This is a genomic window from Klebsiella sp. CN_Kp097 (assembly GCF_040064495.1).
Lineage (GTDB): Bacteria > Pseudomonadota > Gammaproteobacteria > Enterobacterales > Enterobacteriaceae > Klebsiella > Klebsiella aerogenes.
This window is the reverse complement of sequence record NZ_JBEAIL010000005.1, coordinates 1-26,720: the sequence shown is the minus strand read 5'-3', so window position 1 is coordinate 26,720 and position 26,720 is coordinate 1. Positions and strand designations below refer to the sequence as shown.

Here is a 26,720-nt window from a genome sequence, read left to right as displayed (position 1 = left end):
TTTTTGAACTGGCATCTTCCCGTTTCGTTCAAGTTAGTATAAAACAGCAGGTTTTAAAGGACTTATACCCTGTCACGCACAAAGGGTATGTAACTTTGCATATTATCGCCCGGAGCAACATGAACACATATTCCGTTTCCCGTCTGGCGCTGGCGCTGGCCTTCGGCGTGACGCTGTCCGCCTGTAGCTCGACGCCTGCCGATCAAAAGCCCTCAACGCAGACTGCACCGGGCAATACCGCACGGCCGATTCTTAGCGCCGATGAAGCGAAAAACTTCACTCAAGCGGCCTATTTTCAGTCGCTGACGCCGAATGCCGCCGCGTGGACGCCATCCGCTATCAGCCTGCCGGCGCAGCCTGATTTCATCGTCGGCCCGGCGGGTGCCCAGGGCGTGACCCACACGACTATTCAGGCCGCGGTCGATGCGGCGATTGCCCGTCACTCTGCCCGTCGCCTGTTCATCGCTGTTATGCCAGGCGAATATGCGGGTACTGTCTACGTGCCTGCCGCGCCGGGCGCGCTGACGATTTATGGTACCGGTGAAAACCCTGCCGACGTCAAAATCAGCGAAGCGATTGATTCCGAAATGGACCGCAATAGCTGGCGTCATCTGGTCAATCCGGGCGGCAAATACATGCCAGGCAAGCCCGCGTGGTATATGTTCGACAGCTGCCAGAGCAAATCCGCCGCCACCGTCGGCGTGATGTGTTCCGCGGTCTTCTGGTCGCAGAATAATGGCCTGCAGCTGCAGAACCTGACCATCGCCAACAATCTCGGCGACAGCGTCGATGCCGGTACCCATCAGGCAGTGGCCTTGCGCAGCGATGGCGACCAGGTGCAGATCAACAAGGTCAACATTCTTGGCCGCCAGAACACCTTCTTTGTGACCAATAGCGGCGTGCAGAACCGTCTGCAGGATAACCGTCAGACCCGTACGCTGGTAACTAATAGCTATATTGAAGGCGATGTGGATATCGTTTCCGGTCGCGGCGCGGTGGTATTCGATAATACCGATTTCCGCGTCGTGAACTCGCGTACGCAGAAAGAAGCCTACGTTTTCGCCCCGGCAACGCTGAAAAGCGTAACCTACGGCTTCCTGGCGACCAATAGCCGCTTCACCGCGTCCGGCGATAACGTCGCGCAGCTGGGCCGCGCGCTGGACGTCGACGGCAACAGCAATGGCCAGGTGGTGATTCGCGATAGCGTCATCAATGAAGGCTTCAACATTGCTCAACCGTGGGCGGCGGCGGTCGGTTCTAATCGCGCCTTCAGCGGTAATGTTGGCGCGCAGGATGACAAAGGCAACCCGCAGCGTAACCTTAACGACAACGGCTTCAACCGCATGTGGGAATATAACAACCGCGGCGTAGGCAGTTTTGTGGTTGCCGCTCCGAAACAGTAATATTATCGGCCCGCGCTCTCCCCGAGCGCGGGCTTTTCTTATCCGCGTGTACTCCTGCCACAACGCCAATTAATAATTTTCGCCAACGGCGAATAAATCCTCCCGCTCGCGCGTTTACTCTTCAGTACCGGCAACGCGATGCCTTATCGCGTCTCTCACTCACCTGGAGGCCACCATGAACGCACGAATTTCTCCCATCAGGCGCTTAGTCGTTCCGGCGCTGCTATTTTTGTTATATACCCCGGCGGCGTTGGCCATGGGCGATAACAGCCCGAGCAAACAAACCCCGGATTGCCCGAGCGGTCAGGCCTACGACAGCGTGAGCCAAAAATGCGTCCCACAGAAAACCAGTAGCCTTAGCGATGAGGATAAAACCAATTATGCCTGGCATCTGGCGAAAAAAGGCGAATATCAGGCCGCACTTAACCTGCTGGATACGCTGCACAACGCCAATACGCCTGAGGCGTGGAACTATCGCGGCTACGCCACCCGTAAGCTCGGCAGAACCGATGAAGGAATTGGCTATTATCAGCGGGCGCTGGCGCTGAAACCGGACTACGCGAAAGCCCGCGAATACCTTGGCGAGGCGTGGATGGTCAAAGGACGCCCCGATTTGGCCAAACAGCAGCTGGCGGCCATCGCCGGCATTTGCGGCCAAAGCTGCGAAGAGTACCGCGATCTTCAGTCGGCAATAAACGGACATCCGGAATCCTGATAGTCGTGATTCGCCAGAATCAATAAGGATAAGAACATCGCTAACCGTATCGTTGATAGCCAACTTGCCGCCCATCTTTCTCGCCTGTGGCGCTACGGCCTCGTACTCTCGCACAACCGCGACGTCGCCGAGGAGCTGGTGCAGGCCACCTGCCTTCGCGCGCTCGAAAAGAGCGCGCAGTTTACCCCCGGCACCCGCATCGACAGGTGGCTATTCGCCATTTTGCACTCAATCTGGATTTCAGAGCTGCGCGCCCGCCAGGTTCGCCTCGGCCAGGGGTTTGTCGAGTGTGAGGAGCTGGCCGCCCCCGAGCCTGGCGAACAGGACGATACGCGGTGGCGCTATCGGCAACTTATGCTGCGGGTTAATCAACTGCCCGAGGCGCAGCGTAATGCCGTCTTTTTGGTGTATGTCGAGGGGTTTAGTTATCAGGAAGCCGCCGAGACGCTATCGGTACCTATTGGCACCATTATGAGTCGGCTGGCTGCCGCGCGGGAAACACTGGCCAAAACGCCGGCGATTTCGCCCCCGGCGCAGGAGAAACGCTCATGAACCCTATTCGCTTTTCCCCACCCTGGCAGGACGAGGCCATTGTCGCCTGGCTTGATGGCGAAATGTGCGCGGAGGACGCCCGCCGTTTTAGCGAAACCTTTGCCCGCGACCCGCAGCTCGCCAGCCGCACCGCCAGGTTAATGAATAATCATCAGCCTTATCAACATGCTTTCGCCGCCCTGATTGATGAAGCGCCCGTGGCGCGGATGCAGGCGAAACTGGCGCCCTACCTCACCGGGCCGAAAAGTAAAGCGCAAAATCAGGCGCGCTTCAGCCGTCGCGCGCTGATTGCCGCCTCATTGGGCCTGTTGGTTATCGGTAGCGCAGCAAGTTATTTCTGGCGGCCTGAGCCGCAGGAAGACGATGACGAGAATATTCGCCGTCTTGAAGCCCAGTACATGTCGCTATATAGCGCGGAAACCGTGGCCGATGTTGATAATTCACCCGCGATGCTCGACCGTGGCCTGCGTCGTTCGGCGCAGGATACAGGACTGTTGCTAGAACGACGCCAGCTCGCCTTGCCTGAGGCGGAGCTGAAAATGGTCCGTATGCTGCGCTACGAAAGTACCTCGATCACGCAAATCCTCTGGCTGCATACCGGTTACGGCCCGGTCGCGCTTTGTATTTCACCCGCCGCCCGGCAATCCGCCTCACCGCCGCAAAATGAGCAGCGTCAGGGCATGAACCTGCGCTGGTGGCGCCACGGCGGCTACCAGTTTGCGCTGATCGGCCGTATGCCGGCGCCCGTGCTCAACGATGCGGCGCACACCCTGCGGCAGGCGATAGTTTAAGCCTTCGCCTGCGGCACCCACACCAGTTTGTTAACCGCAAAACCGAGCTCAGCGGCCAGGGCAAGGTACTGCTGTCGAATGTGGGACGGAATATCAGGGGCGCGCGAAAGCAGCCATAAATAGTCGCGGTTTGGACCGCTTACCAGCGCGTACTGGTAGTCCTCGTCGAGCGCGATCACGTTATACCCGCCATAGAAGGGGCCGAAGAAAGAGACTTTCAGCGCTGCCGTGGTGGAAGCGCCGGTAAAATAGGCTTTGCCCTCGCTCTCGCGCCAGCGTTTGTTGCGCGGGTCAAATCCTCGATTGAGTACGCGAATGCCGCCGTCGTCACGCATACTGTAGGTTGCCGTCACCTGCTCCAGACCTCGTTCAAAACGGTTTTCCAGACGCGCGACTTCATACCAGCGCCCCAGATAACGGCTGGCGTCAAAATGGTTTATCGGTTTTACCCCTTGAGGTGGCGTTGGGGTTTTACAGGCGACCAACGCCAGCGATACCGCAACCCCGGTCAGAATTGGCCATAGTTTCATCGCATATCCTCCTTTTTCTCTTTCCTGGCAGACAAGTATAACCCCGCGCAGAGAGCATTAGTCGTTTTTCAGAGAGATTTACCGCCTTGTCTGTACAAGAAACATGAGAATAAAAAACATATATATCAATAACATAATTAAAAACACATTCACTAACCGCTAATTTGTACAAATTATTCCATAGAAATTTGTACAACTTTCCTCTGAGCGTCTATAGTTGACGGGTAGCTCGATTTTACGCGCGCGCTCGGGTCAGCAGTCTGCGCCAACGCCGCGGTTATTTTGAGGTGGTTCCTGTTTTACCGTTGCCTGTCCGCAATGTTTTGGCGTAAACGATGTGCAAATCGTTTACGCCAGCGGCTTTTATTTATCGCGTGGGAGATTCAGGCTTATGCATATCAAAAATACGATCCCTGTGCAGTTTATAGCTAACTGCGCATTGCTGAAAAACATAGAAAATAGCTTATTACAGGAAAATAAAACCGTTGACGATCTTCAATTAATTAGTGAGATTAATCAACGGTTACAAATAGAAAGTAATGAAATACTTGCTGATATCTATTTACAGGCGCTGGATATTCTGCGCTGTGGTATTCGTCATTAATTCGTCCATCCGCTTCGTGGAGACCAAAATGTTCAGTAAACACACGCACATTTGTTCCGAACGCTATGACCTGTGGATTGACAACCACTTTCTGATGAGTGGTATCAGCCTTATTCTGCGCACGCTGCCAGAAAGTTGCTTTCGCAAAAAGCATGTTTTCTTCACCAGCGATAGCTATTTCTCGGTGTTGCAACACAAATATAATCGTCGGGAAACGATTTTTATTTTATTAACCGAAGGCAACGATCTTAATTTCCTTAGCGAACTGCCAATGTTACGCATCCCCGCCAGATCGACCCCTGCTGAATTAAAAACATTTCTCAATCAACCGACCCGTTATTATAAATCGCATACTTCTCCTGGCGAACTGATACAGTTTACCGAGCGAGAAAAGAAGGTCATTCAGCTCATCAGTAATGGCGAAGCCATTGCCAGTATTGGTCGCTCGCTAAACTTGCATATTAAGACAATTTATCAAATCCGTTTGAATCTGATAAAAAAACTGGGCTGCAGCGGCAGGACCGATTTCTTTAATATCAGCCGTAGCGAAACATTTAAGTCCTGGAGTCAAATCCATCTGTGAGCACGCGCGACGTAAGCAAACAGCAACCTGCCTCACTTGCAAGGCAGGTTTTTTTATTCGTTACCGTGGAAGTGAATACTAAAGCCCTGTTCCTGCCAGTGGCCCAGCAGCTCCAGTTGCAGCGGCGAGGCGGGGCGCCCGGTCCAGACGAAAATATGTTGTCCAGGAAACAGCTCCGGGCGGGGAGATTCTAACGGTTCCGCCAGCACGTTAACATGCCAACCGCGTTGCGAAAGACGCCAGGCTTCCAGCCATAGGCCGGTGCGGTCTTCATTCCCCCACCCCACCAGCAGCGTCTCCTTGCCATTTTTTTTACGCGATTCCGCTAAAAACAGCGCCACGCAATCAATCAATATGCCATCCAACATGCTGCTGATGACCATCGAGGTGTTTTGATCGAGTTTCAGCCGCTGGCGCACCGGCGCGAACAGGCTATCAAGCAGGGTGTCGACGGGATGCTGATGACTTAATGCGGTGATTTTGGCGCGGATTTTGGCCGGCTGCATATAGCGCAGGATACTCATCATCTCTTCCTGCAACTGTGCGGATTCGTCACGGGCGGCAGGTAGCTGGCCTTCCAGCAGCGCTTTCACCTTGCCCACTGAAACGCCACGTTCTATCCAGCGCTTAATTTCTTCGATTCGCTGAATATCTTCTTCATCAAACTGACGGTGCCCGCCTTCGCTACGCTGCGGTTTCAGCAAACCGTAACGCCGCTGCCAGGCTCGAAGGGTGACCGGATTGATTCCGCAACGCTCGGCTACTTCACCGATACTGTAAAAAGCCATAAGCCGCCTTATCTCAACCTGATACTTTAGCGCCTAAACTAACGAATTTAGGCATACTGTACAACTCTCTTTTCTTGTACAGATAAAGATATCAGGTTGCAGCTCACAGCGTGCGGGAAAAAGGATGAAAGTATGTTTACGCTATCCCAGGAGGGATCATATTTTCCCCGGCCAGGCGATAGCCGGCAGACCACCCAGTCGCGGGCTGGCAAACAGATTTCCCTGGAAATGAGAAATACCCGCCGCCTCCAGCCACATCCACTCCTCCGCCTGCTCAACGCCAACCACCGATACGGCAATTTCCAGCGAGTGACAGCATTTAATAATCGCCTGCACGATAGCCTGACGCGGCCCGTCACGATGGATGTTGCGGATCAGCTGTTGGTCAATTTTAATTCGATCCGGTTGATATTGCGCCAGCAGCGATAGCCCGGCAAAACCGGCACCAAAGTGATCGATAGCGACGCGTATTCCCGCCCCCTTCAATTTGCGTACGGCATCGGTAAACTCATCCATTCGCGAAATCACTTCACGCTCGGTGAATTCAACAATAATTTGTTCCGGAATCAAATCGTTGCGCTGAATTTCCGTTAGCAGGAATGGCACCGCATCCGCCACTTTCACCAGCGTCATCGGCAGTAGATTGATGGTCAGCGTACGTTCACGCAGGCCTAACTTACCGGCAATGGCCAGCGCAACCCGTTTACTTTGCAGATCCGCGACGTAAATCTCATCGCCTGACAAACCGGCAAAATAGGCTGCGGGCGGTTCTCCGTCAACGGTACGCAGCAGCGCTTCCCAGGAGATTATTTCGCAGGCAAAGGGGTCAACCACCGGCTGAAAAGCAAAACAGCATGATTCAGCGCCGTCGATACAGGGTGCGGCCGGATAAAACGTGCTCTCATCAGCAGTAAAATCCCAGCTATCAGCTGCCGGAATTTCATAATAATTCTCTTTTTCCGTCGCTTCGACAAAGGTACGGAAAAAATGCAGCGCCCGGTCGTCGTAAGTCAGCTGATATTTTGTCGTCCCCTTATCCAGCACGTTCTGTAGTACCGCGTCGCGATCGTGTTCCCTTAAATCAAACAGCTCCATGCCGACCTTACCAAAGCGGCGAGCCGGCGCGTAATCGCACAAAAGCTCCACCAGATTGTAATGACGCGGGTCGGCGCAAATATGTCGATAGATTTGCTGTACGTTTTCTTCCGGTCCCTCAATGAGTTGGAAAAAATGCGTACCGTTAAAAAGTAAAATACCGGTGACATCCGCCTGACCATTTCTCTCGTTAGCCGCAGCAACCATCGACTCGAGCGATTTGAATGAGACATCGTCGCAGATATGGCTGCGATAAATGATGGTGGTGAGCATAGCGGTTCCAGATGAGAGGTATAAGCATTCACAGTAGCAGTTACTGTTCGATACGTCTTGCGAAACAAGTATTTATATTAACAAAAATTGAACACACAACGCCGCCATGCCGCATAATCTTGTACAATCCGTCACGCTTAAAACCCTCATTGCAATTTTACACAAAATAAAAAAACAACAAATTTATCAATAATTTTCAATCAACTATACTCCAGGCACGATTTATTGCGCAATACGCTATGTACAAGTTAGAAATTATTGTATAAGTTTACTCACAGTTAACAGATGAGTGAAATTAAAGGAGCGCATATGCAGCAGAATGGTTACATTCCAGATACAGCGAACGCGATAGCCCAGTATTTCAACAAAGCATCGTTACCTTCTCAGCAGGAGACGCTGGGCGAAATCGTGATGGACATTCTCACCGAAGGGCGGCATTTAAACCGCAAAGCGCTTTGCACCAAGTTACTGAGCCGTCTTGACGTCGCACGAGCCCCGGAAGAAGAAAATCATTATCAAACGTTGATTGGCCTGCTGTTTGAGCGTCAGGAGTAAACGCTGACTGTCGGCCTGCACCTGACCTGGCTTACAGGAACAACGAGGCATGCAGAGGGACGATGATGAAAAGCAGTCAATCAGATCGGGTTAGCGATGAGATTATTGGCGAGGCAGTTTTATCTCTTCTTAAAACAAACCGGCCAATTAATATTCCGACGCTGCTAGTCAAACTTCGGTTAATGCAGGCAGCGGAAACGAACCGCCAGCGAAGGAATGCAATTATTGCCGTTATCGATGAAATTAGCGTCAGACTCACGACGCGCGGTAATCACGCGCCGGTCATTAAAAAGATTAACGGCCAGTGGGAAAACAGAGCCGTTGTTGTGGATAGTAACGTCGAACCGACGGGCAAAAAAATACACTGATCCCCGAACAAGTTTAATAAACAAGTGAGAATATGATGAGACAGACTATGCATCAGCAATCAGATATTTACGCAGGACTGCAGGATACAGCGCTCTCAGAATATTTCCGCAGCGCCGGAGATAAATTAGTCGATGAATCTGCGGTAATGTCGCTGGCAATCGACAGTATCCTCAGCTCAGATGGGCATCTGAGCAATAAGGCGCTGATTTTATGGTTGATCAATGCCCTGGAAACCACCGATAACGTGGTCACCGCGGATGTGATTCGCAAGACGCTGGAAATTGTCGTCGGCTATACAATGGATGATATTTAAGCCTGTCAGTCCGAATAAAAAAACCTCGCGGCGCGAGGTTTTTTTATTCCATCAGTAGCACATTAATGCGCGTTAACCACTACCCACATAGGGCCCTGACCAACAGCATAACGCCCTTTCTCTTTTAACAGCCCCTGCTCGCCGGCAATTTCATATACTGCGATATGATGCGATTTCTGCCCGGCGGCAATCAAATACTTACCGCTGTGATCGAGATTAAAGCCGCGCGGCTGCGCTTCGGTCGGCTGGTAGCCTTCAATAGACAGTACGCTACCGTCTTCAGAAACGCTGAAGATGGTGATAATGCTGGCGGTACGATCGCAGGCATAAAGATGACGGCCATCCGGCGTAATATGAATATCCGCAGCCCAGCGCACGCCGGTGAAATCTGGCGGCATCATATCCAGCGTCTGCACGCACTCAATTTTCCCGTGCGGATCTTTAAGCTCCCACACGTCAACGGAGCTGTTCAGTTCATTCACACAGTAGCCATACTGCTGGTTCGGATGGAACACCATATGCCGCGGACCGGCGCCTTCAACGGTAGTGACTTCCGCCGGCTCCTGTGCGGCCAGATAGCCGTCGTCGCTCAGGTTAAACAGGCAAATACGATCCTGCTTCAGCGCCGGTACCCATAGCGTGCGGTTGTCCGGTGAAATATTGGCCGAGTGACAGCCTTCCAGCCCCTCGACGACGGTGACCGTTTCGCCCGGCAGGCCGTCAATCAATGGCGTCACGCTCACGCAACCCTGATTGTAGGAAGCGCTAAAAACAAAACGGCCCTGATGGTCGGTGGAGATATGCGTCGGGCTCCCCGGCAGCGCAGCTTCACCGGCGAAAGTCAGCGCGCCATTATCTGGCGCAATGCGGTAAGCCAGGACGCGAAACTCCGGACGAACGCCGACATAGAGATACTCTTTGTTCGGACTTACCACCATCGGCTGCACCTGGCCCGGGGCATCAACAACCTGAACCAATGTCAGATTTCCCTCAGCATTGAGGCTCCAGACGTGAATCTGATGGCTCTCCGGGCTGGCGGTATATACGGTTTGTTTCATGACTACTCCTTTCCTCACTGCTCGTGAAACTGCTCGTGGACATCGTTATACATTTCATCCGGCGCGCGGCGCAACGATGAATGGTATAGACGCTTTTAACGGTAGATGCTGAAAAATTTGCCCCTGAGACGAAGCCGTGTACCATCATGGCAGACCCTTTTTCACCATTTACCGGAACCAACACATGACCTCACGCGTGATCGCCCTCGATTTAGACGGCACCCTACTGACCTCGAAAAAAACGATTCTTCCGGCGTCGCTCGATGCGCTGGCTCGCGCCCGGGAGGCTGGATATCAGGTGATCGTCGTAACCGGCCGACATCACGTCGCTATCCATCCTTTTTATCAGGCACTGGCTCTCGATACACCTGCAATTTGTTGTAATGGTACCTATTTGTATGATTATCATGCAAAAAAGGTTCTCGAAGCCGATCCGATGCCGGTAGATAAGGCCCTCAGCCTCACCAACATGCTCGCCGAACACGATATTCACGGTCTGATGTACGTCGATGACGCCATGCTTTATGAACGTCCGACCGGCCATGTGATCCGCACCACTAACTGGGCGCAGTCGCTGCCGGTTGAACAGCGCCCGGTTTTCACCCAGGTGGATTCTCTGGCACAGGCGGCGCGTGAAGTACAAGCGGTTTGGAAATTCGCCCTTACCGACGAAAATATCCCGAAACTGCAGGCCTTCGCGCAGACCGTCGGCCAGAAGCTGGGCCTGGAATGTGAATGGTCGTGGCACGATCAGGTGGATATTGCCCGCGCCGGCAATAGCAAAGGCAAGCGCCTGGCGCAGTGGGTCGCCGCGCAAGGATTATCCATGCAGGACGTTATCGCCTTTGGCGATAACTACAACGACCTCAGCATGCTGGAAGCCGTCGGGACCGGCGTGGCGATGGGTAACGCGGTTGAAGAAGTCAAAGCGCGGGCGAAGGTGGTGATCGGCGAAAACGAAACCACCAGCATCGCCGACTTTATCAATCGTAACTTGCTGTAATCAGGCTGCGATCGATACGCTCTTAATTTGCGCATATAGCCACTGGCCTGGGCTGACACCCAGGTCATCCCGCGCCCACGGGCTAATTCGCGCCCATAGAGTTCTGCCGCTGACCGTAAGCTGTACCTCGATCTGGCCGTTGGTTTCCACACAGCTAACGACCTGCGCGCGCAGAATATTCCGGATACTGGTTTGTCGCGGATGCTCCAGCACCAGCGACACATCCGACGCCTGAATACGAATACGCGCCGCTTCGCCCGGCTCCCGCGCCAGCTGATTAACCCATAGTTGCTGATCGCCCAGCGCCAGCGCGGTCATTGCATATTGCGGATGCTGCGCGATCACCGAGACGTTAAGAATCGTGCTCTGCTGCTCCTGCGGCAGCCACGGATGCATCACGCTGCTGCTCCACACCGTTTCGAGATCGCCAAACGCCTTCACTTTTCCCGCTTCCAGCACCAGCACGTTATCGGCCAGGTGCTGAATTTCATCCAGCGAGTGGCTGACATACAGCATCGGGATATGGATCTCGCGCGCCAGCCGCTGTAAATAGGGGAGTAATTCGCGCTTTCGCGGAATATCCAGCGAGGCCAGCGGCTCATCCAGCAGCAGCAATTCCGGCACGGTCAACAGGGCGCGGCCAATCGCCACCCGCTGTTTTTCCCCGCCGGACAAACTACCGGGCAGCCGTTCCAGCAGGTGCTCAATGCCCAATAACGCCACCAGCTTATCAAATTGCGCGGCCATGCTTTTGGCCATCCCATATTTCAGGTTGCCGCGCACTTTATAGTGCGGAAACAGCCGCGCGTCCTGAAACACATAACCGATACGCCGCTTCTCCGGCGCCAGGCAGATGCGCTGTCGCGCGTCATTGAGCACCCGGCCATTGAGCACAATTCGCCCCTGCTGCGGCTGCGTCAGCCCGCTGATCGCATTAATCAGCGAGGTTTTGCCCGCGCCCGAGACGCCGAAAATAGCGGTAATGCCGCTGGCGGGCAGGGTTTCATGCACTTCGAGGCAGTGGTTGCCCAACGTCTGGCTAAAATCGAGCTCCAGCATAGTTATTTTCCCATCCGCTTACGGCTAAGGCGCGCCAGCCATTCAGACACCAGCAGCGATACCAGCGCCAGGACAATAGAGATGATGCATAACCGCGCGGCGGCGCCTTCGCTGCCGGGCGTTTGAATCAGGGTATACATCGCGGAAGGAATGGTGCGCGTTTCGCCAGGAATGTTTGAGACAAAGGTGATCGTCGCGCCAAACTCTCCCAGCGAACGGGCGAAAGCCAGCACCGTACCGACAATAATGCCCGGCAGGGTCAACGGCAGCGTGATGGTGAAAAATACCCGCCAGCGATTAGCCCCGAGGGTGCGCGCCGCCTGTTCAAGCTTCACGTCCACCCCTTCAAGCGCGAGGCGTATCGCCCGCACCATCAGCGGAAATGACATCACCGCCGCCGCCAGTACCGCCCCCCGCCAGCTGAAGGCGAAAGTCAGACCAAACCAGTCGTATAACCAACTGCCAATAAAGCCGCGCCGCCCCATGGAAATCAGCAGCAGATAGCCGACTACCACCGGCGGCAGCACCAGCGGTAGATGTATAATACTATCGAGTAACGCTTTGCCGGGAAAATGGCGGCGCACCAGCAGCCAGGCAAAAAAGATCCCAAAAGGTAAGCTGCAAACCACCGCCAGGGATGAAACTTTCAGGCTCAGCAGTACCGCCTGCCATTCGGGATCGCTTAAAATCATTGCTGTGTGGTGAATCCGTAACGTTTAAAGATAGCCGAGGCTTCCGGGCCTTTGAGGTAGTCGTAAAACGCGGTTACGGTAGCATTTTTATGCCCATCAACGATAGCCAGCGGATACTCGACTTTTTTGTGCGAATCCTCCGGGAAGGTGCCCACCACTTTAACCCCCTTGCTGGCGACGGCATCAGAGCCGTAGACGATGCCCAGCGACGCTTCGTTGCGCTCCACCAGCGCCAGCGCGCCGCGCACGTCTTCTGCCGGCGCGAGCTTCGGCGACAACGTCTCCCAGGCCCCCAGTTTCTGCAGCGCTTCTTTGGCGTAGATCCCCGCCGGCACGTGATCCGGATCGCCGACCGCCAGACGCCCGCCTTGCAGCAGGCTGACCCAGTCGGTTTTATCATTAATGGCGATATCGCCGCGATCGCTGGCTTTCGGCGCCACCACCACCAGGCTATTGCCCAGCAGCGTGGTGCGGGAAGCCGTATCGATTGATTTTTTGTCTACGGCATAGTCCATCCATTTCTGGTCCGCAGAAATAAACAGATCGGCGGGGGCGCCGGCTTCAATCTGGCGCGCCAGCGTGGAGGAAGAAGCAAAGGAAGAGACTACTTCAACACGGTGCGCTTTTTTATAGGCTTGCGCGATATCCTGCATAGCGTTGGTTAACGACGCCGCGGCAAAAACGGTAATTTTGCCGTCCTGCGCCAGCGCATGACCAGAAACGCAGAGCGTTAAAGCCGCTCCGGTTAGAAAACGCGACCATTGACCTGCCATTGGAAACTCCTGTGTGTTCGTTATGTAGCGAATAATATAACGACTATGCTCAGGATTTCCCAGCGCGATTTAGGGGTAATCAGGATAGGTACAAAAGAAAACGCCCGGCGAGCCGGGCGTTGGGGAATCAGTGATTTTGCTGGCTGCTGTCTTTATGACCGACGCCGGAGAAAATGTTGAACACTTCGCCGAGACCGTAAATCAGACCGAGGATGACCGCCATCACCACAGGTACCATGACGACAGCAAATACCAGACTTTTCAACAGCTCTAACATGGTTGGCTCCAGATAGTACGAATACTTCATTGTAACCATTTCAGCCGGAAAAACACGCCCCATTTGTGCGGTGCCTCACCGCCGCTGCGGCAGATGGCTGTTGCAAGATGGACGCTATCGTTCACAATACGCTTTTTACGTCAGGAATTGATTATGCAGGCCGAAATCCTTCTTACGCTTAAGCTTCAACAGCGCCTGTTCGCCGATCCCCGCCGGATAGCCTTACTCAAGCAGATTGATCGGACTGGCTCAATTAGCCAGGGGGCGAAGAACGCCGGTATCAGCTATAAAAGCGCATGGGATGCGATCAACGAAATGAACCAGCTTAGCGAACAATCGCTGGTCGACCGCGCCACTGGCGGTAAAGGCGGCGGCGGCGCGGTGCTGACCCGCTATGGACAGCGGTTGATTCAGTTATACGATCTGTTGGCGCAGATTCAACAAAAAGCCTTCGACGTACTAAGCGACGATGACGCCCTGCCCCTCGACAGCTTGCTGGCGGCGATTTCCCGCTTCTCGTTACAAACCAGCGCCCGCAACCAGTGGTTCGGCACCATCACCGGTCGCGACCACCAGCAGGTACAGCAACATGTCGACGTGCTGCTGGCGGACGGCCAGACCCGTTTTAAAGTCGCCATTACCGCTCAAAGTGCCGACCGCCTCGGGCTCACTGAAGGCCAGGAAGTGCTGGTGTTACTGAAAGCGCCGTGGGTCGGCATCACGCTTGACCACGCCGTGGCGCAGCAGGCAGACAACCAGCTTACCGGGCGCATCAGCCACATTGAACGCGGGCCGGAGCGGTGCGAAGTCATCATGGCGTTGCCGGATGGGCAAAACCTGTGCGCCACGCTGTCAACGGCGCAAACCGACGGCTTGCAGGAAGGCGCGCAGGCGATCGCCTACTTCAATGCCGATCGCATCATTCTGGCAACCTTATGCTAATGGCATTGACTTTATTGCCGTGAAGACGTATCCCTGAAGCACAACGCTGCAAAAAGTGGGATACACAATGTCATCATTGCAAATTTCGCAAGGCACGTTTCGCCTTAGCGATATAAAAACCTTACATATCGATCGCCTCACGCTGCGCGCTGGCGAAAGCTGGGCTTTCGTCGGCAGTAACGGTAGCGGTAAATCGGCGCTGGCCAGAGCGCTGGCCGGTGAACTGACTCTGTTAAACGGGCAGCGCGAAAGCGCATTTCAGCGTACTACTCGCCTCTCCTTCGAACAGCTGCAGAAACTGGTCAGCGACGAGTGGCAACGTAACAACACCGATATGCTCAGTCCCGGCGAAGAAGATACCGGTCGCACCACCGCGGAAATCATCGAAGATGAAAGACGCGACCCGGAACGCTGTGCCCGGCTGGCGGAGCAGTTTGGTATTAGCCACCTGCTGACGCGGCGCTTTAAATATCTGTCGACGGGCGAAACCCGCAAAACGCTCCTCTGCCAGGCGCTGATGAGCGACCCTGACCTGCTGATTCTCGACGAGCCGTTTGATGGCCTGGATGTCGCTTCGCGCCAACAGTTGGCCGACCTACTGGCCAGCCTGCATCAGGCAGGCATCACCCTGGTACTGGTACTCAACCGCTTCGATGAGATTCCAGAATTCATTGAATATGCCGGCGTGCTGGCGGATTGCACGCTGAGCGAAACCGGCGAGAAACAGGCGTTATTACAACAGGCGCTGGTTGCCCAACTGGCGCATAGCGAAAAACTTGCCGGTATGACGCTACCAGAACCGGATGCCCCCGCCGCCCGGCACGACTTAGCGGCGAACGCTCCGCTTATCGTCCTTAACGACGGCACGGTGTCGTATAACGATAAAGCGATCATTAACCAGCTAAGCTGGACGGTGAACCCCGGCGAACACTGGCAGATTGTCGGCCCCAACGGCGCGGGCAAATCCACATTGCTGAGCCTGATCACCGGCGACCATCCACAGGGTTACAGCAACGACCTGACGTTGTTTGGCCGCCGTCGCGGCAGCGGCGAGACCATCTGGGATATCAAAAAACATATTGGCTATGTCAGCAGCAGCCTGCATCTGGAATACCGTGTCAGCACTAACGTGCGTAACGTGATCCTTTCCGGCTACTTTGATTCGATAGGCATTTATCAGGCGGTCTCTGATAAGCAGCACAAGCTGGTCCAGCGCTGGCTGGATATTCTCGGCATTGATAAACGCACCGCCGACGCGCCGTTCCATAGTCTGTCGTGGGGGCAGCAGCGGTTGGCGCTGATCGTTCGCGCGCTGGTCAAACACCCGACCCTGCTGATACTCGATGAACCGTTACAGGGACTGGATCCGCTGAATCGTCAACTGGTACGTCGTTTTGTTGATGTTTTAATTGGCGAAGGGGCCACGCAGCTGCTGTTTGTATCGCATCATGCCGAAGATGCCCCTGACTGCATTACCCACCGTCTGGAGTTCATTCGCAGTGGAGACGGTTACACTTACCGCCTCGGTCCGCTGGCAGAATAGCGCTATACAGGGGTCTGCGGATCCCTGTATTTTTTCAGAGAAATAACCAATAATCACCACAATTATCTGTTTTATAAAGAATTAACTAAAATCAGTCTTAATATCACATCAAGTGTAAACGATTCCACCATTTTGGCCTGTGTCACACTTTTCCCTTCTTTGGTATGCTATCTTCTTCTCACACGATAAGCCTATTGGAGCGAATCATGAAAGTACTGGTCACAGGTGGTAGCGGTTACATTGGAAGTCATACTTGCGTACAGCTGCTGCTGCAGGGACATGATGTGATTATTCTCGACAATCTCTGCAACAGTAAACGCAGCGTATTGCCGGTCATTGAACGTCTCGGCGGCAAGAAAGCCACCTTTGTCGAAGGCGATATTCGTAATGAAGCGCTGATGACGGAAATTCTGCACGATCACGCTATCGAAGCCGTGATCCATTTTGCCGGCCTGAAAGCCGTCGGCGAGTCCGTCGCCAAGCCGCTGGAATATTACGACAATAACGTCACCGGTACACTTAAATTAGTTTCCGCTATGCGCGCAGCCGGCGTTAAAAACTTTATTTTCAGCTCCTCCGCGACCGTCTACGGCGACCAGCCGAAGATCCCTTATGTTGAAAGCTTCCCGACCGGTACCCCGCAAAGCCCCTACGGTAAAAGCAAACTGATGGTTGAGCAGATCCTCGCCGACCTGCAGAAAGCCCAGCCAGACTGGAGCATCGCGCTGCTGCGCTACTTCAACCCGGTCGGCGCGCATCCATCAGGCGATATGGGCGAAGATCCGCAGGGCATTCCAAACAACCTGATGCCGTATATCGCGCAGGTTGCCGTTGGCCGTCGCGAATCACTGGCGGTATTCGGTAACGACTATCCGACCGAAGACGGCACCGGCGTGCGCGACTACATCCACGTGATGGACCTCGCCGACGGTCACGTCGCCGCCATGGAAAAACTGGCGAACAAAGCTGGCGTACATATCTACAACCTCGGCGCAGGCGTCGGCAGCAGCGTGCTGGACGTGGTCAACGCCTTCAGCAAAGCCTGCGGTAAACCGATTAATTATCACTTCGCGCCGCGCCGCGATGGCGATCTCCCGGCCTACTGGGCTGATGCCGCCAAAGCCGACCGCGAGCTGAACTGGCGCGTGACGCGCAACCTTGACGAAATGGCGCAGGACACCTGGCACTGGCAGTCCCGTCATCCGCAGGGTTATCCGGACTAATAGCCTAAAGGTAAGGCTCTAAGGAAATACCATGACGCAATTTAACCCCGTCGACCATCCGCACCGTCGTTATAACCCGTTAACCGGGCAGTGGATTCTGGTTTCACCGCATCGCGCCAAGCGCCCCTGGCAAGGGGCGCAGGAGACGCCGGCAAAACAAACGTTGCCCGCGCACGATGCGGATTGTTTCTTGTGCCCGGGCAATACCCGCGTCACCGGCGACACTAACCCGAATTACACCGGCACCTACGTGTTTACCAACGACTTTGCCGCATTGATGACCGATACGCCGGACGCTCCGGAGAGCGACGATCCGCTGATGCGCTGCCAAAGCGCCCGCGGCACCAGTCGGGTTATCTGCTTCTCGCCAGACCACAGCAAAACGCTGCCGGAACTGAGCATTGAAGCACTGGAAGGCGTGGTTAAAACGTGGCAAGAGCAGACCGCGGACCTTGGGAAAAGTTATCCCTGGGTCCAGGTCTTCGAAAATAAAGGCGCGGCGATGGGCTGCTCCAACCCGCATCCTCACGGCCAGGTATGGGCCAACAGTTTCCTGCCCAATGAGGCGGAACGTGAAGACCGTCTGCAAAAGAAATATTTCGCTGAGCAGGGTTCACCGATGCTGGTGGATTATGTGCAACGCGAACTGGCCGACGGCAGCCGTACCGTTGTAGAAACCGAACACTGGCTGGCCGTGGTCCCGTATTGGGCGGCCTGGCCATTTGAGACGCTGCTGCTGCCAAAAACGCACATCCAGCGTCTGACCGATTTAACCGCAGCCCAGCGCCACGACCTGGCGCTGGCGCTGAAAAAGCTGACCAGCCGTTACGACAACCTGTTCCAGACCTCCTTCCCCTACTCCATGGGCTGGCACGGCGCGCCGTTTAATAATGAAGATAATCAACACTGGCAGCTGCACGCTCACTTTTACCCGCCGCTGTTGCGCTCCGCCACGGTGCGCAAATTTATGGTCGGCTACGAAATGCTAGCCGAAACCCAGCGCGATCTCACGGCGGAGCAAGCCGCCGAAAAGTTACGTGCCGTTAGCGATATCCATTTTCGTGAATCAGGAGTTGAATAATGAGTCTGAAAGAGAACACCCAGGCGCTGTTTGCTGAACAGTTTGGCTACCCTGCCAGTCACGTCATTCAGGCGCCGGGCCGCGTCAACCTGATTGGCGAACATACCGATTACAACGATGGTTTCGTGCTGCCGTGCGCCATTGACTATCAAACCGTTGTCAGCTGCGCGCCGCGTTCCGACCGTATCGTGCGGGTCATTGCCGCCGATTACGATAATCAGCGCGACGAGTTTTCCCTCGATGCGCCTATCGTTAGCCACGATACCCAACAGTGGTCAAACTACGTACGCGGCGTGGTCAAACACCTGCAGAAGCGCAATAACCACTTCGGCGGCGCCGATCTGGTCATCAGCGGCAACGTACCGCAGGGCGCGGGTTTAAGCTCCTCGGCTTCGCTGGAAGTCGCCGTCGGCACCGTGTTCCAGCAGCTATATCATCTGCCGCTCGACGGCGCGCAAATCGCCCTTAACGGCCAGGAAGCGGAAAACCAGTTCGTCGGCTGTAATTGCGGCATTATGGACCAGCTTATTTCGGCGCTGGGTAAAAAAGATCATGCGCTGCTGATTGACTGCCGCACCCTTGGCACCAAAGCGGTGTCAATGCCGAAAGGCGTCGCGGTGGTGATTATCAACAGCAACTTTAAACGCACGCTGGTCGGCAGCGAATACAACACCCGCCGCGAACAGTGTGAAACCGGCGCGCGTTTCTTCCAGCAGCCCGCTCTGCGTGACGTTGAGCTTGCGCAATTTAATGCCGTGGCCCACGAGCTGGACCCGATTGTGGCAAAACGCGTGCGCCATGTGTTAACCGAAAACGCCCGTACCGTCGAAGCGGCGAGCGCGCTGGCAAACGGCGACCTGCAGCGCATGGGCCAACTGATGGCAGAGTCTCACGCCTCCATGCGCGATGATTTTGAAATCACCGTACCGCAAATTGATACGCTGGTTGAGATTGTCAAAGCGGTTATCGGCGACCAGGGCGGCGTGCGTATGACCGGCGGCGGCTTTGGCGGCTGCATCGTTGCCCTGATACCGGAAGCACTGGTTGAAAAAGTACAGCAGGCGGTAGCCGCTCAGTATGAAGCGAAAACCGGCATTAAAGAGACGTTTTACGTCTGCAAACCATCCCAGGGAGCCGGCCAATGCTAACGCCAACCCACGAACTCGCGCCCGACGGACAGCCGTGGAACGTGATAACGCTGCGTAATGACGCCGGGATGAGCGTAACGGTGATGGACTGGGGCGCGACGCTACTCTCCGCGCAAGTGCCTCTTGCCGATGGCAGCCTGCGCGAAGCGTTGCTTGGCTGCGCCACGCCGCAGCAATATCGCCAGCAGGCGGCATTTCTGGGCGCATCCGTCGGCCGCTACGCTAACCGTATCGCCAACAGCCGCTTCACGCTCGATGGCGAAGTCGTGAACTTAACCCCGTCGAACGAGGCCGGCCACCAGCTCCACGGCGGGCCGGACGGCTTCGACAAACGTCGCTGGCAAATTGTCAGCCACGACGACAGCCAGGTGCTGTTTGCGCTCGACTCCGCCGATGGCGATCAGGGCTTCCCGGGTCATCTTCAGGCAACCGCGCGCTATCGCCTGACTGACGATAATCGTATCGCCATTGAGTACCGCGCCACCGTTGATAAGCCCTGCCCGGTCAATATGACTAACCATGTCTATTTTAACCTCGACGGCGCGCAGGGCGACGTGCGCCACCACCGCCTGCAGATCCTGGCCGACCAGTATCTGCCGGTGGAGAGCGACGGTATTCCGTATGGCGATTTGCGCGACGTGGAGTACACCAGCTTTGATTTCCGCGCGCCGAAGGTGCTTGCTGGAGAGTTTCTTGCCGATGCTGACCAGCAAAAAGTGAAAGGTTACGATCACGCCTTTCTGCTGCAGGCCAAAGGCGACGCCCGCCAGCCGGCGGCGCATGTCTGGTCGCAGGATGAAAAGCTACAGCTGACGGTGTACACCTCGGCCCCGGCGCTGCAGTTTTATTCCGGTAACTATCTCGGCGGCACGCCATCGCGCGGCAGTCAACCTTACGGCGACTGGCAAGGGCTGGCGCTGGAAAGCGAGTTCCTGCCGGACTCCCCCAATCATCCGCACTGGCCGCAGCCAGATTGCGTATTACGGCCCGGCGCCGAATACGTTAGCCTGACGGAATATCAGTTTATCGCCGGATAACGTCATAACCCTCCCTACGGAGGGTTTTTTTTCGCCTTTTTGCTGTAATTTGCACCGCTAAAAGACAAAAAACTAACCGGTGTTTTACAAGCATCTTACACTGCGTCACTATTTTCGCTATGGTTAGGGATAAGCATTGCCGTGAGGCAAATCACGGCAATATAATGAGAATAGTTATCAATCAATAAACACATACACCACAGTAGTCGGGTTGCGTGTAGGAGGAGTAAGAGAATGGCTGTAACTAAGCTGGTACTAGTTCGTCACGGCGAGAGCCAATGGAACAACGAAAACCGTTTCACCGGTTGGTACGACGTTGACCTGTCTGAAAAAGGCGTTAGCGAAGCGAAAGCGGCGGGTAAACTGCTGAAGGAAGAAGGCTTCAGCTTTGATTTTGCTTATACCTCCGTGCTGAAACGTGCCATCCACACCCTGTGGAACGTGCTGGACGAACTGGATCAGGCCTGGCTGCCGGTTGAGAAATCCTGGAAACTGAACGAACGTCACTACGGCGCGCTGCAGGGCCTGAACAAAGCCGAAACCGCTGAAAAGTATGGCGACGAGCAGGTTAAACAGTGGCGTCGCGGCTTTGCCGTCACCCCGCCGGAACTGACCAAAGATGACGAACGTTATCCGGGCCACGATCCGCGTTACGCGAAGCTGACCGATGCGGAACTGCCGACCACCGAGAGCCTGGCGCTGACCATTGACCGCGTCGTACCTTACTGGAACGAAACCATTCTGCCGCGCCTGAAAAGCGGCGAGCGCGTCATTATCGCCGCTCACGGTAACTCCCTGCGTGCGCTGGTGAAATACCTCGACAACATGGGCGAAGACGAGATCCTCGAACTGAACATCCCGACCGGCGTACCGCTGGTGTATGAGTTCGATGAAAACTTCAAGCCGATCAAACACTACTACCTGGGCAATGCTGACGAAATCGCTGCGAAGGCCGCGGCTGTCGCTAACCAGGGTAAAGCGAAGTAATAAGCAACTGAATTATTTCGACAACAAAAAAGCGTGGAATTTTCCACGCTTTTTTATTTTTAGCTATCGCTGGCGCAACGCGAAGGCAGCCAGCGATGGCAAAGCACAGGCTAGCCGCGGCGCGCTTTAACCGCATCCGCCAGCTGGCGCAGGATGGTCTCGGTATCTTCCCAGCCGATGCAGGCGTCGGTCACGCTCTTGCCGTAGGTCAGCGGTTCGCCGCTTTCCAGGCTCTGATTGCCTTCCACCAGGTGGCTTTCAATCATCACGCCCATAATCGCGTTTTCACCGCTGGCAATCTGCTGGCACACATCGGCGCCGACTTCCATCTGCTTTTTAAACTGCTTGCTGGAGTTAGCGTGGCTGAAGTCGATCATGATTTGCGCCGGCAGACCGGCTTTTGCCAGACCCACTTTCACTTCGGCAACGTGCTGAGCGCTATAGTTCGGCTCTTTACCGCCACGCAGAATGATATGGCAATCGCTGTTGCCGCTGGTGTTCACAATAGCGGAATGGCCCCACTTCGTTACCGATAAGAAACAGTGCGGCGCGCCAGCAGCGTTGATCGCATCGATAGCGACCTTGATGGTGCCATCGGTGCCATTTTTGAAGCCAACCGGGCATGAGAGGCCGGAAGAGAGTTCACGATGCACCTGGGATTCAGTGGTACGCGCGCCGATTGCCCCCCAGCTCATCAGGTCCGCCACATATTGCGGGGTGATCATGTCAAGGAACTCGCCCGCCGCTGGCAAACCGCTGTCGTTGATTTCCAGCAGCAGCTTACGCGCGATACGCAGCCCGTCGTTAATGCGGAAGCTGTTATCCATGTGCGGATCGTTAATTAGCCCCTTCCAACCGACGGTGGTGCGCGGTTTTTCAAAATAGACGCGCATAACGATTTCCAGCTCGCCTTTGAGCGCTTCACGCAGTGTCAGCAGGCGGCTGGCATACTCTTTCGCCGCGGCAGGGTCGTGAATAGAGCACGGACCAATTACCACCAGCAGACGATCGTCGTTGCCTTTGAGGATGTTGTGAATCGCTTTGCGAGCATGTGCAACGGTATTAGCAGCATTTTCGGTAGCGGGGAATTTTTCCAGGAGCGCAACGGGAGGTAATAATTCGTTGATCTCTTTAATGCGTAAATCGTCGTTCTGATAATTCATCTTCTTTCCAGGCGTTGCCATACTTATACAATGAAATGCAATCCTTCCAATCTATCTCTTCGGTCAAAAAGTGTAAACGTGATTTTACACTGACGATGGAATAATCCTGGAATTAGGGAAAAATACGCCATAAAGTAGCGAAATCCTGCCAGCCAACTACAATTTTTAACTGCAACATCCAATTAAATGTTTATTTTCAGTATTATATTTTAAATCCTCACGCTAAGGCGGAGTGTTAAACCATAGCACCGCAGATCCCTGGCACATCTATGTTGGCGCGTTTAGCTAACAAATCGACTAAGCAGGAGTATCCGATGAATATGAATAAACTCACAGCCCTACTTCTCACCGCCACCTTAAGCTTAGCCAGCGGCGCCGCGCTGGCCGCCGATAGCGGCGCGCAATCGAACAACGGTCAGGCCAATTCCGCCGCTGATGCCGGACAGGTTGCGCCCGATGCCCGTGAAAACGTGGCGCCAAATAATGTCGATAACGACAAAATAAACTCCGGCGGCACCATGCTTCATCCTGATGGTTCGACGATGAATCATGACGGGATGTCGAGCGACGAGGTCCATAAAAACAGCATGTGCAAAGATGGACGCTGTCCGGATACGGATAAAAAAATGGAAAGCGGCAATGGCATGAACAACGATGCCAGCAAAACGGATGGCACTTCGCAGTAATTGAAACGGGTGAGATAAGGGATCGAGGTGGCAATGCTCACCTTGATCCCTTTGTTCGCTGAATTTCGGTAAGATGTCATAGTGTAATAATGATAACTATTAAGGGATGACATCATGGCGCATGCACATTCACCGACCCCTGCTGGCGAAAACAGTAACGCCAACCGGCTGCTTTGGGCTTTTATCGTAACCGCCGGTTTTATGATTATTGAGGCCATCGGCGGCGTCATTTCCGGTTCCCTGGCCCTGCTCGCCGATGCCGGACATATGCTCACCGATTCCGCCGCCCTCCTGTTCGCTCTGCTGGCGGTGCGCTTCGCCAGCCGGCCGCCAAATAGCCGCCACACCTTTGGCTGGCTGCGTTTAACTACTCTCGCCGCCTTCGTCAACGCCATCGCCCTGGTGGTCATTACCATTTTCATCTTCTGGGAAGCGGTACAGCGTTTTAACCATCCGCAGCCGGTGGCGGGAAAAACCATGATGGTTATCGCCGTCGCCGGACTGCTGGCCAATATCCTCGCCTTCTGGATCCTGCACCGCGGCAGCGCCGAAAGTAATCTTAACGTCCGCGCGGCGGCACTGCATGTGCTGGGAGATCTATTGGGTTCCGTCGGCGCCATCGTGGCCGCTATCGTCATTCTGATGACCGGCTGGACGCCGATTGACCCGATCCTCTCGGTGCTGGTGTCGTGTTTAGTACTGCGCAGCGCCTGGCGACTGCTGCAGGAGAGTATGAATGAGTTGTTGGAGGGCGCGCCGCGCTCGCTGGATGTCGAAGCATTAGGCCGCGATCTACGCCGCTCGATACCTGAAGTCCGCGACGTTCACCACGTTCACGTCTGGCTGGTGGGGGAAAAACCGGTGATGACGCTGCACGTACAGGTCGTGCCGCCACACGATCACGATGCGCTACTTGATAGCATCCAGCATTTTATTGAGCATAAATATGAAATTGAGCATGTGACGGTACAGATGGAGTACCGCCCCTGCAGCGGCCCGGAATGCCACCTGAATCTGGCGCATTCCGGACATGAGCATCATCATCACCATTAACGTGAAAGCGCGTGAGAACCCCGCTCACGCGCGCTATTTATCCACATCCGGCTGCCGTTCAGGGCAATGAACGTCAGCAGCAAATATTCCAGCGACATCGCATACACTCCTTGAAGAGCGAATATCACCACGCTAATGACGTTGATGATCACCCACAGCAGCCAGTTCTCAACATATTTACGCGTCATCAATACCATCGCGGCAATCGACAGCACCATCATGCAGGAATCCCAGAATGGGAAAGCATCCGGTTCCAGCGTCGGCATCGCCACCTGCAGCCCGAGCATTTGCATCAGGTTGACGGCGATACGGGTCAGGAAGGCAAACACCGGGTTAATAAACACCGTCATCAGGCCGATAGCCACCACGCAGCCCGCCAGCCAGGCCAGCGCTTTTGGCAGCGGCAGCCAGCGAATTTTCAGTTCCACTTCGTTATCGCTGGTCTGCCTTGACCACGCGTACCAGCCGTAAACGTTCGCCGCGAAGAAAAACAGCTGCAGCAGCAGGCTGGCGTACAGTTGGATCTGGAAGAAGATGATCGCAAAAAGCGTCACGTTCACCAGGCCGAAGGCATAGTTGCTGATCTTTTCCAGGCTCGCAAGCCAGATGCATAACAGGCCGGCGATGGTCCCCACCGCCTCAATCCACGACAGATCGTAGCCGCCGGCGCCGATCGGTATATGCACTAAAATATTCTGCGTACTGAAAAAATCCATTTTATCCCCTAAGCGTAACGCGACGCGGTAATGAGTTATCCCCGTAGTGTAGCCGCAAATTCCAGCATACGGTTAAGCGGAATTAATGCCCCGGCACGCAGTTTGGCGTCAACGTGAATTTCGTGTTCAACGCCGCCCTGCTCTAACCCTTCCGCTATCGCTTTCAGGCCGTTCATCGCCATCCACGGACAATGGGCGCAGCTACGACAGGTTGCGCCCTCACCTGCCGTAGGCGCTTCCAGCAGATCTTTTTCCGGTACCGCCTGCTGCATTTTATAGAAGATCCCGCGATCGGTGGCCACGATAAGCTGGCGCTGCGGCAGGCTTTTCGCCGCAGCAATTAATTGGCTGGTTGATCCTACCGCATCCGCCATGTCGACAATCGCCTGCGGTGATTCCGGATGCACCAGGATCGCCGCGTCGGGGTAGAGCCCCTTCATGCGCGCCAGCGCCTGGGTTTTAAATTCATCATGGACGATGCAGGCGCCCTGCCAGCACAGCACGTCGGCCCCGGTCTGGCGCTGTACATAGCGGCCAAGATGGCGGTCCGGCGCCCAAAGTATCTTTTGTCCGAGGCTATCGAGATGTTCAATCAATTCCACGGCGATGCTGGAAGTCACTACCCAGTCGGCGCGCGCTTTTACCGCCGCTGACGTATTGGCATAGACCACCACGGTGCGATCCGGATGAGCATCGCAAAACGCGTTAAAGTCATCAATGGGACAGCCGAGATCCAGAGAACACTCCGCATTCAGCGTTGGCATCAGAATGGTCTTTTCCGGACTAAGAATTTTGGCCGTTTCGCCCATAAAACGCACTCCGGCAACCAGCAGCGTGGAGGCCGGGTGACGCGCGCCAAAACGCGCCATTTCCAGCGAGTCGGCAATACAGCCGCCGGTCTCTTCGGCCAGTTGCTGAATTTCAGGATCGGTGTAGTAATGCGCCACCATCACGGCGTCGCGTTCACGCAGCAGGCGTTTAATTTTCTCGCGGTAAAACACTTTTTCGTCACGGTTCAACGGTTGTGGTTTTGGCGGGAAAGGATAAATCGCCGTTTCAGGATCAAACATTACGCTCATCATGCAATCTCGTTTTACTGGCTTAACTTTGAAACCGTAAATATCGCTTTGTATCGCCTTAATACGGTCACTATGTTTTATATGCTAAACAAGATAGCCGATCGCAAGCGAAATGTCGTGATGAATTTTGTATTCCCCGGGGACGATGCTCGCATCTTCCCGGGCTACCGGTTCGTGCGCTATGGAGTCACGGTAAGCGTAGTGCGAACATGGAGATGATTGTGGAGAATGACGCATAGCAAAAAGGCGCCTTTAGGGCGCCTTTTTACATTGGTGAGTCGTGCAGGATGATTCAGCTTCGCCTCGCCCTACGGGCCGTTGCTGACGCAACGTTATCCTTCACGTTCAACATCAAAGTTCAATGTTGAATGGTGGGTCGTGCAGGATTCGAACCTGCGACCAATTGATTAAAAGTCAACTGCTCTACCAACTGAGCTAACGACCCCTTGCGGGATTTTACTGCTGTAATCATTCAGGATGGTGGGTCGTGCAGGATGACTCGGCTTTGCCTCGCCCTACGGGCCGTTGCTATCGCAACGTTATCCTTCACGTTCTACCAGAAACCACCGTTAAAGATTGGTGGGTCGTGCAGGATTCGAACCTGCGACCAATTGATTAAAAGTCAACTG

The 26,720-nt window shown here is 54.7% G+C and carries 31 protein-coding genes, 1 tRNA gene and 1 other RNA gene; 20 read left to right on the top strand and 13 right to left on the bottom strand.

Going from position 1 to position 26,720, the window contains the following annotated elements; genetic code table 11:
- Window positions 1–119: 119 nt before the first annotated feature.
- The 4 genes from ABLV07_RS06885 to ABLV07_RS06870 all read left to right on the top strand — a co-directional run bounded on the left by ABLV07_RS06885 (window position 120) and on the right by ABLV07_RS06870 (window position 3,461).
- Complete coding sequence (locus tag ABLV07_RS06885; RefSeq protein ID WP_015704788.1) at window positions 120–1,403, top strand: putative acyl-CoA thioester hydrolase; 1,284 nt, start codon at window positions 120–122, stop codon at window positions 1,401–1,403.
- Between the two features lie 175 nt (window positions 1,404–1,578).
- Window positions 1,579–2,118 (top strand): tetratricopeptide repeat protein, encoded by a 540-nt coding sequence (locus tag ABLV07_RS06880; protein ID WP_015367628.1) that lies wholly within the window; start codon window positions 1,579–1,581, stop codon window positions 2,116–2,118.
- Window positions 2,119–2,136: 18 nt separating this feature from the next.
- Entirely contained in the window at window positions 2,137–2,670 is a 534-nt protein-coding gene (locus ABLV07_RS06875) for a sigma-70 family RNA polymerase sigma factor (RefSeq protein WP_047075772.1), read from the top strand.
- Window positions 2,667–3,461 carry a membrane protein gene (locus tag ABLV07_RS06870; RefSeq protein WP_015704786.1) on the top strand — a complete coding sequence of 265 codons (795 nt, stop codon included), beginning with the start codon at window positions 2,667–2,669 and terminating at the stop codon, window positions 3,459–3,461. Before ABLV07_RS06875 ends, ABLV07_RS06870 begins: the two co-directional genes overlap by 4 nt.
- Here the strand turns inward: ABLV07_RS06870 and blc are convergent.
- Window positions 3,458–3,991 carry an outer membrane lipoprotein Blc gene (blc, locus tag ABLV07_RS06865; protein ID WP_015367631.1) on the bottom strand — a complete coding sequence of 178 codons (534 nt, stop codon included), beginning with the start codon at window positions 3,989–3,991 and terminating at the stop codon, window positions 3,458–3,460. The two genes, ABLV07_RS06870 and blc, sit on opposite strands and share 4 nt — an antisense overlap.
- A 391-nt stretch (window positions 3,992–4,382) precedes the next feature.
- Between blc and ABLV07_RS06860 the strand changes: the two genes are divergently transcribed.
- Together ABLV07_RS06860 and ABLV07_RS06855 are read left to right on the top strand one after the other, a co-directional pair.
- Window positions 4,383–4,595, top strand: coding sequence for a hypothetical protein (locus ABLV07_RS06860; RefSeq protein ID WP_015367633.1), 213 nt, complete (start codon window positions 4,383–4,385; stop codon window positions 4,593–4,595).
- 28 nt (window positions 4,596–4,623) lie between these two features.
- Entirely contained in the window at window positions 4,624–5,178 is a 555-nt protein-coding gene (locus ABLV07_RS06855; RefSeq protein WP_015367634.1) for a helix-turn-helix transcriptional regulator, read from the top strand.
- A gap of 53 nt (window positions 5,179–5,231) precedes the next feature.
- Here the strand turns inward: ABLV07_RS06855 and ABLV07_RS06850 are convergent, their stop codons facing one another.
- Together ABLV07_RS06850 and ABLV07_RS06845 are read right to left on the bottom strand one after the other, a co-directional pair.
- Window positions 5,232–5,966 carry a MerR family transcriptional regulator gene (locus ABLV07_RS06850; protein ID WP_015704784.1) on the bottom strand — a complete coding sequence of 245 codons (735 nt, stop codon included), beginning with the start codon at window positions 5,964–5,966 and terminating at the stop codon, window positions 5,232–5,234.
- Window positions 5,967–6,122: 156 nt separating this feature from the next.
- Window positions 6,123–7,334 carry a diguanylate phosphodiesterase gene (locus ABLV07_RS06845; protein ID WP_020079328.1) on the bottom strand — a complete coding sequence of 404 codons (1,212 nt, stop codon included), beginning with the start codon at window positions 7,332–7,334 and terminating at the stop codon, window positions 6,123–6,125.
- Window positions 7,335–7,643: 309 nt separating this feature from the next.
- Here ABLV07_RS06845 and ycgZ point away from each other — a divergent pair, with 309 nt between their 5' ends.
- From ycgZ to ABLV07_RS06830, 3 genes are all read left to right on the top strand, one after another.
- A complete protein-coding gene (ycgZ, locus tag ABLV07_RS06840; RefSeq protein WP_015367637.1) occupies window positions 7,644–7,889 on the top strand; it encodes a regulatory protein YcgZ in 246 nt (81 codons plus the stop codon).
- Window positions 7,890–7,954: 65 nt separating this feature from the next.
- Entirely contained in the window at window positions 7,955–8,257 is a 303-nt protein-coding gene (locus tag ABLV07_RS06835) for a hypothetical protein (RefSeq protein WP_026612370.1), read from the top strand.
- Window positions 8,258–8,304: 47 nt separating this feature from the next.
- Window positions 8,305–8,571, top strand: a complete 267-nt coding sequence (locus tag ABLV07_RS06830) for a biofilm development regulator YmgB/AriR family protein (protein ID WP_015367639.1) — start codon at window positions 8,305–8,307, stop codon at window positions 8,569–8,571.
- Window positions 8,572–8,633: 62 nt separating this feature from the next.
- Here the strand turns inward: ABLV07_RS06830 and pgl are convergent, their stop codons facing one another.
- Window positions 8,634–9,629 (bottom strand): 6-phosphogluconolactonase, encoded by a 996-nt coding sequence (pgl, locus tag ABLV07_RS06825; RefSeq protein WP_015367640.1) that lies wholly within the window; start codon window positions 9,627–9,629, stop codon window positions 8,634–8,636.
- 184 nt (window positions 9,630–9,813) lie between these two features.
- Between pgl and ABLV07_RS06820 the strand changes: the two genes are divergently transcribed.
- On the top strand, window positions 9,814–10,632 hold the full coding sequence (locus tag ABLV07_RS06820; RefSeq protein ID WP_032705589.1) for a pyridoxal phosphatase: 819 nt from the start codon (window positions 9,814–9,816) through the stop codon (window positions 10,630–10,632).
- Here the strand turns inward: ABLV07_RS06820 and modC are convergent, their stop codons facing one another.
- From modC to ABLV07_RS06800, 4 genes are all read right to left on the bottom strand, one after another.
- Window positions 10,633–11,691 carry a molybdenum ABC transporter ATP-binding protein ModC gene (gene modC, locus ABLV07_RS06815; RefSeq protein ID WP_126027587.1) on the bottom strand — a complete coding sequence of 353 codons (1,059 nt, stop codon included), beginning with the start codon at window positions 11,689–11,691 and terminating at the stop codon, window positions 10,633–10,635.
- Window positions 11,692–11,693: 2 nt separating this feature from the next.
- Window positions 11,694–12,383 carry a molybdate ABC transporter permease subunit gene (gene modB / locus ABLV07_RS06810; protein WP_015367643.1) on the bottom strand — a complete coding sequence of 230 codons (690 nt, stop codon included), beginning with the start codon at window positions 12,381–12,383 and terminating at the stop codon, window positions 11,694–11,696.
- A complete protein-coding gene (modA, locus tag ABLV07_RS06805; RefSeq protein WP_348853480.1) occupies window positions 12,380–13,156 on the bottom strand; it encodes a molybdate ABC transporter substrate-binding protein in 777 nt (258 codons plus the stop codon). The genes modB and modA overlap by 4 nt, the downstream gene beginning before the upstream one ends.
- A 127-nt stretch (window positions 13,157–13,283) precedes the next feature.
- The gene (locus tag ABLV07_RS06800) at window positions 13,284–13,433 is read right to left on the bottom strand and encodes an AcrZ family multidrug efflux pump-associated protein (protein ID WP_015367645.1); all 150 of its coding nucleotides are present in this window, start codon (window positions 13,431–13,433) and stop codon (window positions 13,284–13,286) included.
- 153 nt (window positions 13,434–13,586) lie between these two features.
- Between ABLV07_RS06800 and modE the strand changes: the two genes are divergently transcribed.
- The 7 genes from modE to gpmA all read left to right on the top strand — a co-directional run bounded on the left by modE (window position 13,587) and on the right by gpmA (window position 21,394).
- Entirely contained in the window at window positions 13,587–14,375 is a 789-nt protein-coding gene (modE, locus tag ABLV07_RS06795; protein WP_032712906.1) for a molybdenum-dependent transcriptional regulator, read from the top strand.
- 67 nt (window positions 14,376–14,442) lie between these two features.
- Complete coding sequence (modF, locus tag ABLV07_RS06790; protein ID WP_047055649.1) at window positions 14,443–15,918, top strand: molybdate ABC transporter ATP-binding protein ModF; 1,476 nt, start codon at window positions 14,443–14,445, stop codon at window positions 15,916–15,918.
- Between the two features lie 206 nt (window positions 15,919–16,124).
- Complete coding sequence (galE, locus tag ABLV07_RS06785; protein ID WP_015367648.1) at window positions 16,125–17,141, top strand: UDP-glucose 4-epimerase GalE; 1,017 nt, start codon at window positions 16,125–16,127, stop codon at window positions 17,139–17,141.
- A gap of 31 nt (window positions 17,142–17,172) precedes the next feature.
- Window positions 17,173–18,222 carry a galactose-1-phosphate uridylyltransferase gene (gene galT, locus ABLV07_RS06780; RefSeq protein ID WP_015367649.1) on the top strand — a complete coding sequence of 350 codons (1,050 nt, stop codon included), beginning with the start codon at window positions 17,173–17,175 and terminating at the stop codon, window positions 18,220–18,222.
- Entirely contained in the window at window positions 18,222–19,370 is a 1,149-nt protein-coding gene (galK, locus tag ABLV07_RS06775; RefSeq protein ID WP_015367650.1) for a galactokinase, read from the top strand. The genes galT and galK overlap by 1 nt, the downstream gene beginning before the upstream one ends.
- Window positions 19,364–20,407, top strand: coding sequence for a galactose-1-epimerase (gene galM / locus ABLV07_RS06770; RefSeq protein ID WP_032707639.1), 1,044 nt, complete (start codon window positions 19,364–19,366; stop codon window positions 20,405–20,407). The genes galK and galM overlap by 7 nt, the downstream gene beginning before the upstream one ends.
- A gap of 234 nt (window positions 20,408–20,641) precedes the next feature.
- On the top strand, window positions 20,642–21,394 hold the full coding sequence (gene gpmA / locus ABLV07_RS06765; protein ID WP_015367652.1) for a 2,3-diphosphoglycerate-dependent phosphoglycerate mutase: 753 nt from the start codon (window positions 20,642–20,644) through the stop codon (window positions 21,392–21,394).
- A 110-nt stretch (window positions 21,395–21,504) separates the two neighbouring features.
- Here gpmA and aroG read toward each other — a convergent pair whose 3' ends face one another.
- The gene (gene aroG / locus ABLV07_RS06760) at window positions 21,505–22,557 is read right to left on the bottom strand and encodes a 3-deoxy-7-phosphoheptulonate synthase AroG (RefSeq protein ID WP_045386614.1); all 1,053 of its coding nucleotides are present in this window, start codon (window positions 22,555–22,557) and stop codon (window positions 21,505–21,507) included.
- Window positions 22,558–22,871: 314 nt separating this feature from the next.
- Here aroG and ABLV07_RS06755 point away from each other — a divergent pair, with 314 nt between their 5' ends.
- Complete coding sequence (locus tag ABLV07_RS06755; RefSeq protein ID WP_015367654.1) at window positions 22,872–23,243, top strand: YbgS-like family protein; 372 nt, start codon at window positions 22,872–22,874, stop codon at window positions 23,241–23,243.
- A 114-nt stretch (window positions 23,244–23,357) separates the two neighbouring features.
- Window positions 23,358–24,296 carry a CDF family zinc transporter ZitB gene (gene zitB / locus ABLV07_RS06750; protein ID WP_015367655.1) on the top strand — a complete coding sequence of 313 codons (939 nt, stop codon included), beginning with the start codon at window positions 23,358–23,360 and terminating at the stop codon, window positions 24,294–24,296.
- On the opposite strand, the gene pnuC is transcribed toward zitB, so the two are convergent.
- Window positions 24,293–25,012 carry a nicotinamide riboside transporter PnuC gene (gene pnuC / locus ABLV07_RS06745; RefSeq protein WP_045360047.1) on the bottom strand — a complete coding sequence of 240 codons (720 nt, stop codon included), beginning with the start codon at window positions 25,010–25,012 and terminating at the stop codon, window positions 24,293–24,295. The genes zitB and pnuC overlap by 4 nt on opposite strands.
- A gap of 35 nt (window positions 25,013–25,047) precedes the next feature.
- The gene (gene nadA, locus ABLV07_RS06740) at window positions 25,048–26,091 is read right to left on the bottom strand and encodes a quinolinate synthase NadA (protein WP_015704773.1); all 1,044 of its coding nucleotides are present in this window, start codon (window positions 26,089–26,091) and stop codon (window positions 25,048–25,050) included.
- 81 nt (window positions 26,092–26,172) lie between these two features.
- On the opposite strand from nadA, the gene ABLV07_RS06735 reads away from it, so the two are divergent.
- Complete coding sequence (locus ABLV07_RS06735; RefSeq protein ID WP_306305877.1) at window positions 26,173–26,310, top strand: hypothetical protein; 138 nt, start codon at window positions 26,173–26,175, stop codon at window positions 26,308–26,310.
- A 150-nt stretch (window positions 26,311–26,460) separates the two neighbouring features.
- Here the strand turns inward: ABLV07_RS06735 and ABLV07_RS06730 are convergent.
- Together ABLV07_RS06730 and ABLV07_RS06725 are read right to left on the bottom strand one after the other, a co-directional pair.
- A tRNA-Lys gene (locus ABLV07_RS06730) sits at window positions 26,461–26,536 on the bottom strand.
- Between the two features lie 33 nt (window positions 26,537–26,569).
- Window positions 26,570–26,720, bottom strand: a non-coding RNA gene (locus ABLV07_RS06725) — RtT sRNA; the annotation flags it as partial.

What these genes read in the sequence shown, in the direction of transcription:
- ABLV07_RS06885 (WP_015704788.1), top strand. Translation starts at nt 120, where the DNA reads ATGAACACATATTCCGTTTCCCGTCTGGCGCTGGCGCTGGCCTTCGGC.
- ABLV07_RS06880 (WP_015367628.1), top strand. Translation starts at nt 1,579, where the DNA reads ATGAACGCACGAATTTCTCCCATCAGGCGCTTAGTCGTTCCGGCGCTG.
- ABLV07_RS06870 (WP_015704786.1), top strand. Translation starts at nt 2,667, where the DNA reads ATGAACCCTATTCGCTTTTCCCCACCCTGGCAGGACGAGGCCATTGTC.
- blc (WP_015367631.1), bottom strand. Translation starts at nt 3,991, where the DNA reads ATGAAACTATGGCCAATTCTGACCGGGGTTGCGGTATCGCTGGCGTTG.
- ABLV07_RS06860 (WP_015367633.1), top strand. Translation starts at nt 4,383, where the DNA reads ATGCATATCAAAAATACGATCCCTGTGCAGTTTATAGCTAACTGCGCA.
- ABLV07_RS06855 (WP_015367634.1), top strand. Translation starts at nt 4,624, where the DNA reads ATGTTCAGTAAACACACGCACATTTGTTCCGAACGCTATGACCTGTGG.
- ABLV07_RS06850 (WP_015704784.1), bottom strand. Translation starts at nt 5,966, where the DNA reads ATGGCTTTTTACAGTATCGGTGAAGTAGCCGAGCGTTGCGGAATCAAT.
- ABLV07_RS06845 (WP_020079328.1), bottom strand. Translation starts at nt 7,334, where the DNA reads ATGCTCACCACCATCATTTATCGCAGCCATATCTGCGACGATGTCTCA.
- ycgZ (WP_015367637.1), top strand. Translation starts at nt 7,644, where the DNA reads ATGCAGCAGAATGGTTACATTCCAGATACAGCGAACGCGATAGCCCAG.
- ABLV07_RS06835 (WP_026612370.1), top strand. Translation starts at nt 7,955, where the DNA reads ATGAAAAGCAGTCAATCAGATCGGGTTAGCGATGAGATTATTGGCGAG.
- ABLV07_RS06830 (WP_015367639.1), top strand. Translation starts at nt 8,305, where the DNA reads ATGCATCAGCAATCAGATATTTACGCAGGACTGCAGGATACAGCGCTC.
- pgl (WP_015367640.1), bottom strand. Translation starts at nt 9,629, where the DNA reads ATGAAACAAACCGTATATACCGCCAGCCCGGAGAGCCATCAGATTCAC.
- ABLV07_RS06820 (WP_032705589.1), top strand. Translation starts at nt 9,814, where the DNA reads ATGACCTCACGCGTGATCGCCCTCGATTTAGACGGCACCCTACTGACC.
- modC (WP_126027587.1), bottom strand. Translation starts at nt 11,691, where the DNA reads ATGCTGGAGCTCGATTTTAGCCAGACGTTGGGCAACCACTGCCTCGAA.
- modB (WP_015367643.1), bottom strand. Translation starts at nt 12,383, where the DNA reads ATGATTTTAAGCGATCCCGAATGGCAGGCGGTACTGCTGAGCCTGAAA.
- modA (WP_348853480.1), bottom strand. Translation starts at nt 13,156, where the DNA reads ATGGCAGGTCAATGGTCGCGTTTTCTAACCGGAGCGGCTTTAACGCTC.
- ABLV07_RS06800 (WP_015367645.1), bottom strand. Translation starts at nt 13,433, where the DNA reads ATGTTAGAGCTGTTGAAAAGTCTGGTATTTGCTGTCGTCATGGTACCT.
- modE (WP_032712906.1), top strand. Translation starts at nt 13,587, where the DNA reads ATGCAGGCCGAAATCCTTCTTACGCTTAAGCTTCAACAGCGCCTGTTC.
- modF (WP_047055649.1), top strand. Translation starts at nt 14,443, where the DNA reads ATGTCATCATTGCAAATTTCGCAAGGCACGTTTCGCCTTAGCGATATA.
- galE (WP_015367648.1), top strand. Translation starts at nt 16,125, where the DNA reads ATGAAAGTACTGGTCACAGGTGGTAGCGGTTACATTGGAAGTCATACT.
- galT (WP_015367649.1), top strand. Translation starts at nt 17,173, where the DNA reads ATGACGCAATTTAACCCCGTCGACCATCCGCACCGTCGTTATAACCCG.
- galK (WP_015367650.1), top strand. Translation starts at nt 18,222, where the DNA reads ATGAGTCTGAAAGAGAACACCCAGGCGCTGTTTGCTGAACAGTTTGGC.
- galM (WP_032707639.1), top strand. Translation starts at nt 19,364, where the DNA reads ATGCTAACGCCAACCCACGAACTCGCGCCCGACGGACAGCCGTGGAAC.
- gpmA (WP_015367652.1), top strand. Translation starts at nt 20,642, where the DNA reads ATGGCTGTAACTAAGCTGGTACTAGTTCGTCACGGCGAGAGCCAATGG.
- aroG (WP_045386614.1), bottom strand. Translation starts at nt 22,557, where the DNA reads ATGAATTATCAGAACGACGATTTACGCATTAAAGAGATCAACGAATTA.
- ABLV07_RS06755 (WP_015367654.1), top strand. Translation starts at nt 22,872, where the DNA reads ATGAATATGAATAAACTCACAGCCCTACTTCTCACCGCCACCTTAAGC.
- zitB (WP_015367655.1), top strand. Translation starts at nt 23,358, where the DNA reads ATGGCGCATGCACATTCACCGACCCCTGCTGGCGAAAACAGTAACGCC.
- pnuC (WP_045360047.1), bottom strand. Translation starts at nt 25,012, where the DNA reads ATGGATTTTTTCAGTACGCAGAATATTTTAGTGCATATACCGATCGGC.
- nadA (WP_015704773.1), bottom strand. Translation starts at nt 26,091, where the DNA reads ATGAGCGTAATGTTTGATCCTGAAACGGCGATTTATCCTTTCCCGCCA.
- ABLV07_RS06735 (WP_306305877.1), top strand. Translation starts at nt 26,173, where the DNA reads ATGCTAAACAAGATAGCCGATCGCAAGCGAAATGTCGTGATGAATTTT.